At 61.1% G+C, this 16,128-nt stretch carries 13 protein-coding genes; 5 read left to right on the top strand and 8 right to left on the bottom strand.

What is annotated here, in order from left to right; all coding sequences use genetic code 11:
* The first annotated feature begins 452 nt into the window (after positions 1–452).
* The 3 genes from gltB (at position 453) to hemE (ending at position 7,670) form a co-directional block, all read left to right on the top strand.
* Positions 453–4,898 (top strand): glutamate synthase large subunit, encoded by a 4,446-nt coding sequence (gene gltB, locus D8U70_RS02540; RefSeq protein WP_122747978.1) that lies wholly within the window; start codon positions 453–455, stop codon positions 4,896–4,898.
* Between the two features lie 33 nt (positions 4,899–4,931).
* The gene (locus D8U70_RS02535) at positions 4,932–6,350 is read left to right on the top strand and encodes an FAD-dependent oxidoreductase (RefSeq protein ID WP_007909438.1); all 1,419 of its coding nucleotides are present in this window, start codon (positions 4,932–4,934) and stop codon (positions 6,348–6,350) included.
* A 252-nt stretch (positions 6,351–6,602) separates the two neighbouring features.
* On the top strand, positions 6,603–7,670 hold the full coding sequence (hemE, locus tag D8U70_RS02530) for a uroporphyrinogen decarboxylase (protein ID WP_016772044.1): 1,068 nt from the start codon (positions 6,603–6,605) through the stop codon (positions 7,668–7,670).
* Positions 7,671–7,846: 176 nt separating this feature from the next.
* Here hemE and D8U70_RS02525 read toward each other — a convergent pair whose 3' ends face one another.
* Positions 7,847–9,121: an MFS transporter gene (locus tag D8U70_RS02525; RefSeq protein WP_130928237.1), complete on the bottom strand. Its 1,275-nt coding sequence runs from the start codon at positions 9,119–9,121 to the stop codon at positions 7,847–7,849.
* A gap of 118 nt (positions 9,122–9,239) precedes the next feature.
* On the opposite strand from D8U70_RS02525, the gene D8U70_RS02520 reads away from it, so the two are divergent.
* Positions 9,240–10,142 carry a LysR family transcriptional regulator gene (locus D8U70_RS02520; RefSeq protein WP_076565243.1) on the top strand — a complete coding sequence of 301 codons (903 nt, stop codon included), beginning with the start codon at positions 9,240–9,242 and terminating at the stop codon, positions 10,140–10,142.
* A gap of 103 nt (positions 10,143–10,245) precedes the next feature.
* Here D8U70_RS02520 and D8U70_RS02515 read toward each other — a convergent pair whose 3' ends face one another.
* Positions 10,246–10,683: a hypothetical protein gene (locus tag D8U70_RS02515; RefSeq protein ID WP_041477579.1), complete on the bottom strand. Its 438-nt coding sequence runs from the start codon at positions 10,681–10,683 to the stop codon at positions 10,246–10,248.
* A gap of 186 nt (positions 10,684–10,869) precedes the next feature.
* Between D8U70_RS02515 and D8U70_RS02510 the strand changes: the two genes are divergently transcribed.
* The gene (locus tag D8U70_RS02510) at positions 10,870–11,253 is read left to right on the top strand and encodes a type II toxin-antitoxin system PemK/MazF family toxin (RefSeq protein ID WP_076565246.1); all 384 of its coding nucleotides are present in this window, start codon (positions 10,870–10,872) and stop codon (positions 11,251–11,253) included.
* 209 nt (positions 11,254–11,462) lie between these two features.
* On the opposite strand, the gene D8U70_RS02505 is transcribed toward D8U70_RS02510, so the two are convergent.
* Genes D8U70_RS02505 through D8U70_RS02480 form a run of 6 tightly spaced genes read right to left on the bottom strand, consistent with a single transcriptional unit; the run spans position 11,463 to position 16,007 of the window.
* On the bottom strand, positions 11,463–11,906 hold the full coding sequence (locus tag D8U70_RS02505; RefSeq protein WP_041477580.1) for a hypothetical protein: 444 nt from the start codon (positions 11,904–11,906) through the stop codon (positions 11,463–11,465).
* A 29-nt stretch (positions 11,907–11,935) separates the two neighbouring features.
* A complete protein-coding gene (locus tag D8U70_RS02500; RefSeq protein ID WP_041477581.1) occupies positions 11,936–13,162 on the bottom strand; it encodes a beta-ketoacyl-ACP synthase in 1,227 nt (408 codons plus the stop codon).
* Positions 13,162–13,890: a 3-oxoacyl-ACP reductase FabG gene (gene fabG / locus D8U70_RS02495; protein ID WP_041477582.1), complete on the bottom strand. Its 729-nt coding sequence runs from the start codon at positions 13,888–13,890 to the stop codon at positions 13,162–13,164. The genes D8U70_RS02500 and fabG overlap by 1 nt, the downstream gene beginning before the upstream one ends.
* On the bottom strand, positions 13,883–14,347 hold the full coding sequence (locus D8U70_RS02490) for a hotdog family protein (protein ID WP_073471610.1): 465 nt from the start codon (positions 14,345–14,347) through the stop codon (positions 13,883–13,885). The genes fabG and D8U70_RS02490 overlap by 8 nt, the downstream gene beginning before the upstream one ends.
* Positions 14,344–15,540 carry a beta-ketoacyl-[acyl-carrier-protein] synthase family protein gene (locus D8U70_RS02485; protein WP_130928236.1) on the bottom strand — a complete coding sequence of 399 codons (1,197 nt, stop codon included), beginning with the start codon at positions 15,538–15,540 and terminating at the stop codon, positions 14,344–14,346. The genes D8U70_RS02490 and D8U70_RS02485 overlap by 4 nt, the downstream gene beginning before the upstream one ends.
* The gene (locus D8U70_RS02480) at positions 15,537–16,007 is read right to left on the bottom strand and encodes a hypothetical protein (protein ID WP_130928235.1); all 471 of its coding nucleotides are present in this window, start codon (positions 16,005–16,007) and stop codon (positions 15,537–15,539) included. The genes D8U70_RS02485 and D8U70_RS02480 overlap by 4 nt, the downstream gene beginning before the upstream one ends.
* Positions 16,008–16,128 lie beyond the last annotated feature (121 nt).

Genomic DNA, 16,128 nt, shown 5'->3' with positions numbered 1-16,128 from the left:
CGAGCAACGCTGCCCAGCGAAAAATGGGGCGCGTCCCTTCGGGTTGCGCGCCAACGTGTGCGAGGCTGCGTTGCGGGATTTGCCAAGGGAACAACCATTGGCAGCATCCCGCGCCTTGCCTCGCACACGTTGGCGTGCAACGCGGTTCGCCAGCAAGCGCCAACCGTCCCTGCGGCCGCGTGCCTTGTGGTGTCTGCGTCACAGTAGTTTTTGAGTCGTTGCGGTCAGAATTTAAAAAAGTTTTGACTAGCACAGCAGATCGCTTTAAACCTTTCACAAATGCGACATGAATTTGCGACAGTTCGTCGTCAAATTTGTGAGCCTCTGTGTCGCTGTGTACAATGACCACCCTTTTGCCCCCGCTAAGCCGGCGTACGTTCGGCGCGGAACGCAAGTGGTTGAATTGAAAAGAAATTTGCCTCGAATAGAGGCAGCCTGGTGAGAAAGTGTCTATGAAAGCAGGTCTGTACCAACCAGATGAATTCAAGGATAACTGCGGTTTCGGCCTGATAGCTCATATGCAGGGCGAGCCCAGTCATACCCTTTTGCAAACGGCCATCGAGGCCCTGACCTGCATGACCCACCGCGGTGGGATTAATGCCGACGGCAAGACCGGTGACGGTTGCGGTCTGCTGATTCAAAAACCCGACGCCTTCCTGCGAGCCATTGCCCAGGAAAGCTTCGGCGTCGATATGCCCAAGCAATATGCTGTGGGCATGGTGTTCTTCAATCAGGATCCGGCCAAGGCCGAAGCCGCTCGCGAGAACATGAACCGCGAGATCCTCGCCGAAGGCCTGCAACTGATCGGCTGGCGCAAAGTGCCGATCGACACCAGCGTCCTCGGCCGCCTCGCCCTTGAGCGTCTGCCGCAGATCGAGCAGGTCTACATCGGCGGCGAAGGCCTGAGCGATCAGGACATGGCCGTGAAGCTGTTCAGCGCCCGTCGCCGTTCGTCGGTGGCCAACGCCGCTGACACCGACCATTACATCTGCAGCTTTTCGCACAAGACCATCATCTATAAAGGCCTGATGATGCCGGCCGACCTGGCCGCGTTCTATCCGGACCTGAGTGACGAGCGCCTGCAAACCGCGATCTGCGTGTTCCACCAGCGCTTCTCCACCAACACCCTGCCGAAATGGCCGCTGGCGCAGCCGTTCCGCTTCCTCGCCCACAACGGCGAAATCAACACCATCACCGGTAACCGCAACTGGGCACAGGCCCGGCGGACCAAGTTCACCAACGATCTGATGGATCTGGAAGAACTCGGCCCGCTGGTCAACCGTGTTGGTTCCGACTCATCGAGCATGGACAACATGCTCGAACTGATGGTCACCGGTGGCATCGACCTGTTCCGTGGCGTGCGCATGATCATTCCGCCAGCGTGGCAGAACGTCGAAACCATGGACCCGGATCTGCGTGCGTTCTACGAGTACAACTCGATGCACATGGAGCCGTGGGACGGCCCGGCCGGCGTGGTGATGACCGATGGTCGCTACGCGGTGTGCCTGCTCGACCGTAACGGTCTGCGTCCGGCGCGCTGGGTGACCACCAAGAACGGTTTCATCACTCTCGCCTCGGAAATCGGCGTGTGGAACTACCAGCCTGAAGACGTGCTCGCCAAGGGTCGCGTCGGCCCGGGCCAGATCTTCGCCGTGGATACCGAAACCGGGCAGATCCTCGATACCGATGCGATCGACAACCGTCTGAAATCCCGTCATCCGTACAAGCAATGGCTGCGCAAGAACGCCCTGCGCATCCAGGCGACCATGGAAGACAACGACCACGGTTCGGCTTTCTACGACGTCGATCAGCTCAAGCAGTACATGAAGATGTATCAGGTCACGTTCGAAGAGCGTGATCAGGTGCTGCGTCCGCTCGGCGAGCAAGGTTACGAAGCCGTGGGCTCGATGGGCGACGACACGCCGATGGCCGTGCTGTCCCAGCGTGTACGCACGCCGTACGACTATTTCCGCCAGCAGTTCGCGCAGGTCACCAACCCGCCGATCGACCCGCTGCGTGAAGCGATCGTGATGTCGCTGGAAATCTGCCTCGGTGCCGAGCGCAACATTTTCCAGGAGTCGCCGGAACACGCCTCGCGCGTGATCCTCAGCTCGCCAGTGATCTCGCCGGCCAAGTGGCGCTCGCTGATGAACCTCGACCGTCCGGGTTTCGAACGGGCGATCATCGACCTCAACTACGACGAAAGCCTCGGCCTCGAAGCGGCGATCCGCAACGTTGCCGATCAGGCTGAAGAAGCCGTGCGCGCCGGGCGTACCCAGATCGTCCTGAGCGACCGCCATATCGCACCGGGCAAGCTGCCGATCCACGCCTCGCTGGCGACCGGTGCCGTGCACCACCGCCTGACCGAGAAAGGCCTGCGTTGCGATTCCAACATCCTCGTTGAAACCGCGACCGCCCGTGACCCGCATCACTTCGCGGTGCTGATCGGTTTTGGCGCCTCGGCGGTGTATCCGTTCCTGGCCTACGAAGTGCTGGGCGACCTGATCCGTACCGGTGAAGTCCTGGGCGACCTCTACGAGGTGTTCAAGAACTACCGCAAGGGCATCACCAAAGGCCTGCTCAAGATCCTGTCGAAGATGGGTATCTCGACCATCGCTTCGTACCGTGGTGCGCAGCTGTTCGAGGCCATTGGTCTGTCTGAAGAAGTCTGCGAGCTGAGCTTCCGTGGCGTGCCGAGCCGGATCAAGGGCGCGCGTTTCGTCGACATCGAAGCCGAGCAGAAAGCGCTCGCCGTCGAAGCCTGGAGTCCGCGCAAGCCGATCCAGCAGGGCGGTCTGCTGAAGTTCGTCCACGGTGGCGAATATCACGCCTACAACCCGGACGTGGTCAACACCCTGCAAGCCGCTGTGCAGCAGGGCGACTACGCCAAGTTCAAGGAATACACCTCGCTGGTGGACAACCGTCCGGTGTCGATGATTCGCGACCTGTTCAAGGTCAAGACCCTCGACACGCCGCTGGACATCAGTGAAGTCGAGCCGCTGGAGTCGGTGCTCAAGCGCTTCGACTCCGCCGGCATCTCGCTGGGCGCACTGTCGCCGGAAGCTCACGAAGCCCTGGCCGAAGCCATGAACCGCCTCGGTGCGCGTTCCAACTCCGGCGAAGGTGGTGAAGATCCGGCGCGTTACGGCACCATCAAGAGTTCGAAAATCAAGCAGGTTGCCACCGGTCGTTTTGGTGTAACTCCGGAATACCTGGTCAACGCCGAAGTGCTGCAGATCAAGGTCGCCCAGGGCGCCAAGCCGGGCGAGGGCGGGCAACTGCCGGGCGGCAAGGTCAACGGGCTGATCGCCAAGCTGCGTTACGCAGTGCCGGGCGTGACCCTGATTTCGCCACCGCCGCACCACGACATCTATTCGATCGAAGATTTGTCGCAGTTGATCTTTGACTTGAAGCAGGTCAACCCGCAGGCGCTGGTTTCGGTGAAGCTGGTAGCAGAAGCGGGCGTCGGCACCATCGCCGCCGGTGTGGCCAAGGCCTATGCCGACCTGATCACCATTTCCGGCTACGACGGTGGCACCGGTGCTTCGCCGCTGACCTCGATCAAATACGCAGGCGCACCGTGGGAACTCGGCCTGGCTGAAACCCACCAGACTTTGCGCGGCAACGACCTGCGCGGCAAAGTCCGAGTGCAGACCGACGGTGGCCTGAAAACCGGCCTCGACGTGATCAAAGCCGCGATCCTTGGCGCCGAGAGCTTCGGCTTCGGTACCGCGCCGATGATCGCACTGGGCTGCAAATACCTGCGCATCTGCCATCTGAACAACTGCGCCACTGGCGTCGCGACGCAGAACGAGAAATTGCGCAAGGATCACTACATCGGCACCGTCGACATGGTGGTGAATTTCTTCACCTACGTCGCCGAAGAAACCCGTGAGTGGCTGGCCAAACTGGGTGTGCGCTCCCTCGAAGAGCTGATCGGTCGCACTGATCTGCTGGAAATCCTCGAAGGCCAGACCGCCAAGCAGCATCACCTGGACCTGACGCCATTGTTGGGCAGCGATCACATCCCGGCGGACAAACCGCAGTTCTGCGGCGTTGAGCGCAACCCGCCGTTCGACAAAGGTCTGCTGGCGGAGAAGATGGTCGAGCTGGCCTCGTCGGCGATCAACGACCTCAGCGGTGCTGAGTTTGAGCTGGATATCTGCAACTGCGACCGTTCGATTGGCGCCCGGATCTCCGGCGAAATCGCGCGCAAGCACGGCAACCAGGGCATGGCCAAGGCGCCGATCACCTTCCGTTTCAAAGGCACGGCCGGGCAGAGCTTCGGTGTGTGGAACGCCGGCGGTCTGAACATGTACCTGGAAGGCGACGCCAACGACTACGTCGGCAAAGGCATGACCGGCGGCAAGCTGGTCATCGTGCCGCCGAAGGGCAGCGTCTATAAAACTCAGGAAAGCGCCATCATCGGCAACACCTGCCTGTACGGTGCCACTGGCGGCAAGCTGTTCGCCGCCGGCACCGCAGGCGAGCGTTTCGCCGTGCGTAACTCCGGTGCCCACACGGTTGTGGAAGGCACTGGCGATCACTGCTGCGAGTACATGACCGGTGGTTTCGTCTGCGTGCTGGGCAAGACCGGTTACAACTTCGGCTCTGGCATGACCGGTGGTTTCGCCTACGTGCTCGATCAGGACAACACCTTCGTTGACCGGGTCAATCACGAACTGGTGGAGATCCAGCGGATCAGCGGCGAGGCGATGGAAGCCTATCGCAGCCACCTGCAGAACGTGCTGAACGAGTACGTCGCCGAAACCGACAGCGAGTGGGGTCGTGAGCTCGCTGAGAACCTCGACGATTACTTGCGGCGTTTCTGGTTGGTCAAGCCCAAGGCTGCCAGCTTGAAAACCCTGCTTTCCAGCACTCGTGCCAACCCGCAGTGATATGCGCCTGAAGAGTTTGATGAGGTTTTAACAATGGCTGAACGTCTGAATAACGACTTCCAGTTCATCGATGTCGGGCGCAAGGATCCGAAGAAGAAACTGTTGCGTCAACGCAAGAAAGAGTTCGTTGAAATCTACGAACCGTTCAAACCCCAGCAGTCGGCCGATCAGGCCCACCGCTGCCTGGGTTGCGGCAACCCGTATTGCGAATGGAAGTGCCCGGTGCACAACTTCATTCCAAACTGGCTCAAATTGGTGGCCGAGGGCAACATCCTTCAGGCCGCCGAGCTGTCGCACCAGACCAACACCCTGCCGGAAGTCTGCGGCCGGGTGTGCCCGCAGGATCGTCTGTGCGAGGGTGCCTGCACCCTCAACGACGGCTTCGGCGCGGTGACCATCGGTTCGGTCGAGAAGTACATCACCGACACCGCGTTCGCCATGGGCTGGCGCCCGGACATGTCCAAGGTCAAACCGACCGGCAAACGCGTGGCGATCATTGGCGCAGGCCCGGCGGGTCTGGGTTGTGCCGACGTGCTGGTGCGTGGCGGCGTAACCCCGGTGGTGTTCGACAAGAACCCGGAAATCGGTGGCCTGCTGACCTTCGGCATCCCCGAGTTCAAGCTGGAAAAGACCGTGCTGAGCAATCGTCGCGAAGTCTTCACCGGCATGGGCATCGAGTTCCGTCTCAACACCGAAGTCGGCAAAGACGTGACCATGGAACAACTGCTCGCCGAGTACGATGCGGTGTTCATGGGCATGGGCACCTACACCTACATGAAGGGCGGCTTTGCCGGTGAGGACCTGCCAGGCGTTTATGACGCGCTGGACTTCCTCATCGCCAACGTCAATCGCAACCTGGGCTTTGAAAAGTCGCCGGAAGATTTCGTCGACATGAAAGGCAAGAAGGTTGTGGTGCTCGGCGGCGGCGACACGGCGATGGACTGCAATCGCACCTCGATCCGTCAGGGCGCCAAGTCGGTGACCTGCGCTTATCGTCGTGACGAAGCGAACATGCCCGGCTCGCGCAAAGAGGTGAAGAACGCCAAGGAAGAAGGCGTGAAATTCCTCTACAACCGCCAGCCGATCGCCATCGTCGGTGAAGACAAGGTCGAAGGCGTGAAAGTGGTCGAGACCCGTCTCGGCGAACCGGACGCCCGTGGCCGTCGTAGCCCCGAGCCGATCCCGGGTTCCGAAGAGATCATCCCGGCCGACGCCGTGGTCATCGCTTTCGGCTTCCGTCCGAGCCCGGCACCGTGGTTCGAACAGTTCGAGATCCAGACCGACAGCCAGGGCCGCGTTGTTGCGCCTGAGCAAGGTCAGTACAAGCACCAGACCAGCAACCCGAAAATCTTCGCCGGTGGCGACATGGTGCGCGGTTCCGACCTGGTGGTGACGGCGATCTTTGAAGGGCGCAATGCGGCTGAAGGGATCCTCGATTACCTGGGTGTCTAACCCCGGCGCCTGAGCCAAACGCAATACTCTTGTGGGAGCGAGCCCGCTCGCGAAAGCGGTCTGTCAGCCAACTTCAATGTTGGATGTGCCGGCCTCTTCGCGAGCAGGCTCGCTCCCACAGTTGTTTCTCGGTGTTGCTGATAGCGCATTCCAACGCAATAAATTGACCCGATAGACAAAAGGCTGACCCACATCCGTGCCTTTTGCCTCGCGCTCTGAGAAAATGCCCGCACTTTTTTTCCGGATGCCGACATGACTGCCCTGAAGAACGACCGTTTCCTCCGCGCCCTGCTCAAGCAACCCGTTGACGTCACCCCTGTGTGGATGATGCGCCAGGCCGGTCGCTACCTGCCGGAGTACCGCGCCAGCCGCGCCCATGCCGGCGACTTCATGAGCCTGTGCATGAATCCGGAGTTCGCCTGCGAAGTCACCCTGCAACCGCTCGACCGCTACCCGCAACTGGACGCGGCGATCCTGTTTTCCGACATCCTCACCATTCCCGATGCCATGGGCCAGGGTCTGTACTTCGAGACCGGTGAAGGCCCGCGCTTCAAAAAAGTTGTCAGCACCCTGGCCGACATCGAAGCCCTGCCGATCCCGGATCCGCACAAAGACCTCGGCTACGTGATGGACGCGGTCAGTACCATCCGTCGCGAACTCAACGGCCGTGTGCCGCTGATCGGTTTCTCCGGCAGTCCGTGGACCCTGGCGACTTACATGGTTGAAGGCGGCTCGTCGAAAGACTTCCGCAAGACCAAGGCGATGCTCTACGACAACCCGCAAGCCATGCACCTGTTGCTGGACAAGCTGGCGCAATCGGTGACTTCGTACCTCAACGGCCAGATCATGGCCGGTGCGCAAGCGGTGCAGATCTTCGATACCTGGGGCGGCAACCTGTCGGCGGCGGCGTATCAGGAATTCTCCCTGGCCTACATGAAGAAAATCGTCAGCGGCCTGATCCGCGAGAATGACGGGCGCAAAGTGCCAGTGATTCTGTTCACCAAGAACGGCGGCCTGTGGCTGGAAAGCATCGCCGAAGCCGGCGCCGACGCCCTTGGCCTGGACTGGACCTGCGACATCGGCAACGCCCGCGCCCGTGTCGGCGACAAGGTCGCGCTGCAAGGCAACATGGACCCGACCGTGCTCTACGCCAAACCGGAAGCGATCCGCACTGAAGTCGGGCGCATCCTCGCCAGCTACGGCAAGGGCAGCGGCCACGTGTTCAACCTTGGCCACGGCATTACGCCGGAGGTCGATCCAGAACATGCCGGCGCGTTCCTGCGTGCGGTGCATGAGCTGTCAGCGCAGTATCACGAGTGATCAGCGCCCGATAAAAAACGCCCGGCCAATGCCGGGCGTTTTCTTTTGCACGATCTAATGTCGTACCCAAATCAACTGTGGGAGCGAGCCTGCTCGCGAAAGCGGTGTGTCATTGAACACTGATGTTGCCTCACACAGTGCATTCGCGAGCAGGCTCGCTCCCACAGGGATTTATCTCAGGCTTTGACACCCTGCAACGGCGGCAACTTCGCCAGCTTCAACGCCACCAGCAGGGCAATCAGCAACAACGCACCAATAAACAACCCGATCCCGTTCCACCCGCCCAGATGCCAGAACACCCCGCCCGCCGTCCCGGCAATGCTCGAACCGGCGTAATAACTGAACAGATACAGCGACGACGCCTGACCCTTGGCGGTCAACGCGCGCCGGCCGATCCAGCTGCTCGCCACCGAGTGCGCGGCGAAGAAGCCGAAGGTGAACACCAGCATGCCGACGATCACCAGCAACAACGAGGTGAACATGGTCAGTGCCAGTCCGGCGAACATCAGTGCAATGGTCGCCCAGAGCACTTTGCGCCGCCCCAGTTTGTCCGCCAGCGAGCCGATCTTCGCCGAGCTGTAGATCCCCGACAGGTAGACCACCGAGAGCAATCCGACAAATACCTGATCGAGGTTGTACGGCGCAGCCAGCAAGCGGTAGCCGATGTAGTTGAACAGCGTGACAAACGCGCCCATCAGCACAAACGCTTCAAGAAACAGCAGCGGCAGACCGGCGTCGCGAAAGTGCATGGTGAAGCCGTCGAGCAGGCTGCGCGGGTGCAGTGAGCGGGCGCGGAAGTTGCGCGACTCCGGGAGGATCTTCCAGAACACCGCCGCCGCGACCAGCGCCAGACCACCTATCACCAGCATCGCCGTGTGCCAGCTGACGAAGTCGATCAGCACGCCGGTTATCAAGCGCCCGCTCATCCCGCCGATCGCGTTGCCGCCGATGTACAAACCCATCGCCAGGCCGATGTGCTGTGGATGGATTTCTTCGCTCAGATAGGTCATCGCCACCGCTGCCAGGCCGCTCAACGACAGGCCGATCAGCGCGCGCATGATCAATACGCCGTGCCAGCTCGGCATCATCGAACTGGCGATGGTGCACAACGCGGCAGCGAACAGCGCCGCGACCATCACCGGTTTACGGCCGATGCGGTCGGAGATCGGCCCGGTGATCAGCAGGCCGAAGGCCAACATGCCGGTTGCCACCGAGAGGATCAGACTGCTCTGCGCCGCGTTGATCCCGTATTCGTGGGACAGCAGCGGCATCATCGGTTGTACGCAGTAGAGCAGGGCAAACGTCGCAAAGCCGCCACAGAACAGCGCCAGCACCGTGCGCATGAATGCCGGCGTGCCTTTTTCGATGTAGATCTCCCGCAGCTCGGCGAGGGTATCGTCGCCGGCAGCGGGCGGGATTTCGTGGGCAAGGGGCGCGACAGCAGTTTTCACTTCAGACCTCGGAAAGCACAGCCGGGCAGGCAATGAAAAAATCATATAGCTGGCTAATGTTTCTATCCAATATATTGTTCGACCTGTTTGATAGCTTCAGCGACCTAATGGAAATCCTATGGAACTGCGTCATCTGCGTTACTTCATCGCCGTCGCCGAAGAACTGCATTTCGGCCGGGCCGCACAGGTGCTGGGCATCTCCCAGCCACCGCTGAGCCAGCAGATTCAGGCGCTGGAGCAACAGCTCGGCGCGCGCTTGTTCGAACGCACCAATCGTCGGGTGGAATTGAGCGAGGCGGGCAGGTTGTTTCTGCAGGAGGCGCGGCTGGTGCTGGCGCAAGTCGACAAGGCAGCGGATGTCGCCCGCCGTGCGCAACTTGGCGAGCTGGGCGAGTTGAAGATTGGCTTCACCTCGTCTGCACCGTTCAACTCGACCATTCCGCAGGCGATTTTTTCCTTTCGTCAGCGCTTTCCGGCGGTGCATCTGAACCTGCGCGAAATGAGCAGCACCATGGTCGCCGATGCCTTGGTGGACGAGTCGATCGAAGTCGGCATCATGCGCCCGCTCGGATTGCCGGATTCACTGAGTGTTGTGGAGTTGATGCGCGAGCCATTGGTGGCGGTGCTCAGTTCCAAGCATCCACTGGCCCAAAGTAGCGATGAAGGCCTGTTTCTCTCGGCGCTGGCGCTGGAGCCATTCGTGTTTTTCCCGCGCAGCTATGGCAGCGGGCTGTACGCACAACTGCTCAGTCTGGCCCGTGACGCCGGCTTCAGCCCGCACTTCGCTCAAGAGGCTGGCGAGGCGATGACCATCATCGGTCTGGTGGCGGCGGGCTTGGGTGTATCGGTGCTGCCAGCGTCCTACCAACGCATGCGCATCGACGGCGTGGTCTACCGCCCGTTGCTCGATCCCGAAGCGATTTCGGCGGTGTGGCTGGTGCAGCGCAAAGATCAGAAATCGCCGATGGCCAAGGCGTTTGTCGAACTGCTGACGCGCAAGGTTGAGCCGCTGACGGTGTGAAGGCGGCTGGCGCTTTCGCGAGCAGGCTCGCTCCCACAGGGAAACGCATTCCAAGGTGGGAGCGAGCCTGCTCGCGAAGGCGTCGGCCCAAACATCACAGATTTCAGGGCAACCGCACCAAATCCCCCTTCAAAGCCACCCGGGTAACAAAAACTCCTGCCCGGCACTCGTAGGTATTCAAATCCTTGCGTACACGCTGGTCGTAGTAACTGACAATATTGACCACCGCATTCGCCCCGACCCGCTTGGCATCAGCCTGCAATTTGATCAGATTCGACTGCAACACCCATTCACACGAAGCCTGATCGCTCTTGTTGAAGCCGTTGGTTTTCAAATCACTGACCACCCCTTGGCGCAGCAACTGCTGAGTGCCCTGCGGCCCGTTGCCGATCAGGTAGAACTTCACACTGCCATCCAGCCGACCGGCGCGAATGGCGTCCGATAGCACGGTTTCGAAAGGCATGTACATGAGGTTGGTGGCATGGCTGGCACTTGGCAGCAGGGCGATAAGCGCAGCGGCCATCAGGGCTTTCACTTGCATGGTCATCTCCTTTGACGGTGAAAGAGAACCGTGAGGGCAGGTACTGAGCCGGGACCTGCTTAAGCGAGTGTAGATGGTGCAAGGGAGCGAGGGGATTGCAGAGAGCTACATTTCCCGTTACGGATCTGCCTTAGGGGAACGCTCGATTTTTGCGCAAAATCGCCTCTTTTCCAGTGAGTGCCACGGATGCCTCTTCGATACCAGCCCAAGGAGGGCAGCGTGCTGATTTGCGATTTCAGAGGCTATGAAGTGCCTGAGATGGTGAAAGTCAGGCCCGTTGTCGTTCTGCGTAAACACCGCAGCAATAGTCTGTTGGTAACTGTGGTGCCTTTGAGTACTACAGCGCCTGATCGTCTGCTTGATCACCATCTTGAGCTGGCGAGTCATCTACAAGGCGCCAGTCCGAAATGCTGGGCCAAATGTGACATGGTGGCGACGGTCAACCTTTCACGGCTCGACCGAATTAAAAGTCGAGATCGTAGAGGGAGGCGCGTCTATCTGATTTCACATCTCGCAATAGAAGAATTCAGCGCCATCAAAGCCGCAGTGAGACAGGCCCTGGGATTGTGATGGCACTGAATATGGCGCCGAGAGGCGAAACGCCAGCCGTTGTCTGCCGATGCATTTCAAGCAATACTGCCTGCGTTCCCGAAAGGGGCTTGTGAGACTCTGAGGATCCTGGGCAACCAGCCATCGCAGAGCCAGGCAAGTAATCGGCGATGACAAGCCAACCTGTCTGTGAAAGGGCGCCGGATGGCGCCCTTTGTCATTTCTGGCGCTTACTGAACCTTCGCCAGATCACCCTTCAGCGCAACGCCCGCCATGATCGCGCCGGCGTGGCATTCGTAGGTTTGCGCGTCCTTGCGCTCGTTGCGCTTGTAGAAGCTGACGATGTTGGTCACGGCGTTGGCGCCGGCGTTTTTCGCGGCCTGGTGCAGGCTGATGATTGCCGATTGGGCGACCCATTCGCAGGCGACTTCGTCGGACTTGTTGAAGGCGTTGGTTTTCTTGTTGGTCACGGCGTCGGGGCTGACCACGGTGACTTTGCCCGCCGGGGTGTTGCCGGCCAGATAGAATTTCACGCTGCCGTCGATCTTGCCGGAGCGGGTGGCTTCGGCGACGGCTTTGTCGAATGGCAGGTAGACCGCCGTGTCGCGGGCTTGGCTGACCGCTGGCAGGGCGCAGAGCAGCAGGGTAACGGCGGCGAATTTCTTGAAATGCATGTAGGTCTCCTTGACCTGGATTGATTCGGTTATGCCCAGCGGCGGAAGATCAACGAAGTGTTGACGCCACCGAAAGCGAAGTTGTTGTTCATCACGTAATCGTGGTGCATCTGACGAAACTCGCCGCGCAGGTAATCGAGCTTGCCGCAGTGCGGGTCGACCTCGTCGAGGTTGAAGGTGTGCACATAGCGGTCGCTGTTGAGCATCTCGATGCTGAACCATGACTCCAGCGCACCGCAGGCACCGAGGGTGTGGCCGAGAAAACTCTTCTGCGAGCTGATCGGCATGTGCTCACCGAACAAGCTGCTGGTGGCCAGCGTTTCGGCGATGTCGCCCTGTTCAGTCGCGGTGCCGTGGCCGTTCACATAACCGATGGCGTCCGGGCTGAGGCCGGCATCTTCCAGGGCCAGCTCCATGGCGCGGCGCATGGTGACCTGTTCCGGGCGGGTGGTGTGCTGGCCGTCGGCGTTGCTGCCGAAACCGACGATTTCCGCGTGAATGTGCGCGCCACGGGCGAGGGCGTGTTCCAGCTCCTCAAGCACGAGCATGCCGCCACCTTCACCAATCACCAGACCGTCGCGGCCCTTGTCGTACGGGCGTGGGCTGGTCTGGGGTGCATCGTTTTTCAGGCTGGTGGCGTAGAGCGCGTCAAACACCATGGCTTCAGTCGGGCACAGTTCTTCGGCACCGCCGGCGAGCATCAACGGCAGGCGGCCAAACTTGATTGCTTCGTAGGCGTAGCCGATGCCCTGGCTGCCGCTGGTGCAGGCGCTGGACGTCGGAATCAGGCGCCCGGTGAGGCCGAAGAAAATGCTGATATTGGCGGCGGTGGTGTGCGGCATCATCCGTACATAGGAGTTGGCGTTCAGGCCCTCGGCCACCGAGTTGAGCAGCATGTTGCCGAACGCTTTGATTTCGTCAGTGCTACCGGTAGATGAACCACAAGCGACGCCCATGCGCCCGTCCTTGATCGATTCGTCACCGAGCAGGCCAGCATCGGCCAGAGCCTTTTCTGCTGCGCCGACCGCCAGTCGCGAAACCCGGCCCATGCTGCGCAACTGCTTGCGGGTCCAGTGCGACGGCACGAGAAAATCATCGATAGGCCCGGCCAGACGCGTGTTCAGCTCAGTGAAGCGATCCCACTCGTCCATGCGGCGAATGCCGCTGCGATTGGCCGCGAAATTGCCGGCAATGGTCGGCCAGTCGCTGCCCAGCGAGGTGATGCCGGCCATGCCGGTGACGACGACGCGCTTCATCAGCACAGGCCTCCGTTGACCGCCAGCACCTGGCGAGTGATGTACGAGGCTTCCGCCGACATCAGGAAATTCACCGCAGAGGCCACTTCTTCCGGGGTGCCCATGCGCTGCGCGGGGATCATTTTCATCAGTTCCTCCACCGGCACGTTTTCGTCGAGCATGGCCGTGTCGATCAGGCCAGGGGCGACGCAGTTAACCGTAATTTTGCGCTTGCCCAGCTCGATCGCCAATGCCTTCGCGGCGCCAATCACCCCGGCCTTCGAGGCGCTGTAATTGACTTGGCCACGGTTGCCGATCAGGCCCGATACCGAGGTGATGCAGACGATGCGCCCTGCGGCGCGACGACGGATCATCGGCATCATCACCGGGTGCAGGACGTTGTAGAAACCGTCGAGGTTGGTGCGCAGGACCACGTCCCAATCGTCATCGCTCAGCGCCGGAAACGCGCCGTCGCGGGTCAGCCCGGCGTTGAGCACCACGCCGTAATAGGCACCGTGATTTTCGACATCGGCTTCGAGAATGCTTTTACAGGTTTCACGGTCGGCGACGTCGAATTGCAGAATGCGTGCGCGGCGACCCAATGCTTCGATTTCGGCCTGCACCGCTTGGGCTTCGGTCATGCCGCTGCGGCAATGCAGGACGATGTCGTGCCCGGCTTGCGCCAGACGCAAGGCAATGGCGCGGCCGATGCCCCGGCTGGAGCCGGTGACCAGTACGGATTCAGTCATCGTGCGACTCCTTTGTCTGTTGCAGATATTGGTTGGCTTGCGGCGGACGGAACACGTTCAGCCGGGCGCTGGCATGAATGCCGTCGCCGTGGATGTGACATTCGAATACGCCCATGCCGTTGTCGTCTTCCAGTGAGCGCAGGCCATGGATGGTCAGCTCGCTGCCGGGCGCAAAGGCTTCGACGTTGCACTCGAATTTGCGCGTGCCGAGTAGAAAGCCCAGCTCCGGCGGATTGCCTTTTTGCCGGGCGTGGCAACCGGCGAAAGCGGCGACGCTCTGCGCCATCAGCTCGACGCCGACCCACGCCGGCAGGCTGCCGTCGGGCAGGTTGAACAGGCCGTCGGGCTTGACCGTGAGGCGAGTGAAAATCTGCTCGTCATCGAAGCGCTCGATGGCGTCGATCAGGATCATGTCGCCGGCATGCGGCAGCAGTTCGGCGAGCGGCCAGTGGCTCATGGGGCGTCTCCGATAATCAGGCTGACATTGTTGCCGCCGAAGGCAAACGAGTTGCTCATCAGGTAGCGCGGTGCAATGGACGTCAGGCGTTCGCTCGCGGTCACCCACTTGAGTGGCGGCAGCGCGGGATCGGCCTGGCCGTCCCAGATGTGTGGCGGCAACGCCTGTTCAGGGTTTTCGGCACTCAGGCTCAGCCAGCAGAACGCCGCTTCCAGCGCGCCGGCCGCGCCGAGGGTGTGGCCGGTCAGCGGCTTGGTTGACGAGCAGGCGACGCCTTGGGGAAACAGCGCCGCGACCGCCAGACTTTCCATCGCGTCGTTGTGCTGGGTGGCAGTGCCGTGCAGGTTCAGGTAGTTGATTTGCCCGGCTTGCAGATGCGCGCGGCCAAGGGCTTTCTGCATCGCTTGCAGAGCGCCGCGACCGCTCGGCTCCGGCGCGGAAATATGGTGCGCATCCGAGCTGGCGCCCGTCCCCAGCAGGGCGATGCCCGGGCCTTCGCCGCGCTGTTTGCTCATCACGAACAGCACCGCTGCTTCGCCGATATTGATGCCTTTGCGGTTGGCGGAAAAAGGATTGCAGCGTTCGTCTGAAACGGCTTCCAGCGAAGAGAAACCGTTCAGCGTGAGCTTGCACAGACTGTCGACGCCGCCGCACAGCACCGCATCGCACAGACCCAGATCGAGCAGACGCTGAGCGCTCATCAGCGCGCGGGCGCTGGAAGTGCAAGCGGTAGAAATCACGTAGGCCGGGCCGCTCAGTTGCAGCCATTCGGCGAGGAAATTCGCCGGGGCGCCGAGTTCCTGCTGGCGATAGTCGTACTCGGGAGGAAATTGCTGTTCGCGGATGTAATGCGCCAGACCCCGGCTGGCCTCGTCGATGCCCGAGGTGCTGGTGCCTAGCACCACGCCTATGCGCTCGCGGCCGAAGGTCTGGATCGCACGATCGATGTCGTCTCGAATCTGCAGCGCGGCTTCCAGCAGCAGCTGATTGTTGCGACTGCTGTGCTCGATCAGTTCGACCGGGATCGGCGCCAATTCACCGTGTACGCCGGCCACAGGCAGCTCACGCTCGGCGACCCAGCCGGACTCGCGGCGCATGCCCGAACAGTCGCCGGCAAACAGATTGCGCGCGACTTCAGACTTGTCGCGGCCCAAAGCGCAGATCACGCCGAGGGCATTCAGGTAAGCGGTCATGGCGTCGATTCACCTAACTGGGAAACGCGATAGTGCGGGCCTTGGGGCAGATTCAATTGGAAGCTCAACGGTTGTGAATAGCGGATGTTCCAGCGCGCCGGCAGTGAACGCTGATCGGCCTGTTGCCGGGCGTCGGGATAATTGCGCAGCAGTTCGGCGGAAGGCGTCAAAGCGAACAGCAATGCGGCGAACAACTCCCGCGCTTCCGGGTTCGGCGGTAGCAGACCGTCGGCCTGCCAATGCCCATCGATCAGTTGCTGGCGGGCCTGGGGAATCCCCAGCGGATCCATCATCGACCAACGCGTGCCGGCGCCTTCGCGCTGGATCACCAGCAGCCAGTCCTGACGTTGCCCGGCTTGCTCGCGCTCGATGTGCAGTTGCAGCGGCAGAGGCAGTGTCGGGTTGGCCGCTGGTAGCGGTGGCTGGCTGGCGCAGGCGTTGAGCAATAGGGCGCAGAACACCATCATCAGCCACACTGAAATCCCTGTGGGAGCGAGCTTGCTCGCGAATGCCGTCTCACATTCAAATTTTTTGATGGCTGAAGCACCGCTTTCGCGAGCAAGCTCGCTCCCACAAGTGATGTGTGGC

This window comes from Pseudomonas sp. Sample_20, from assembly GCF_004307585.1.
Taxonomy (GTDB): domain Bacteria; phylum Pseudomonadota; class Gammaproteobacteria; order Pseudomonadales; family Pseudomonadaceae; genus Aquipseudomonas; species Aquipseudomonas atacamensis.
This window is presented reverse-complemented; position numbering and strand designations above follow the sequence as displayed.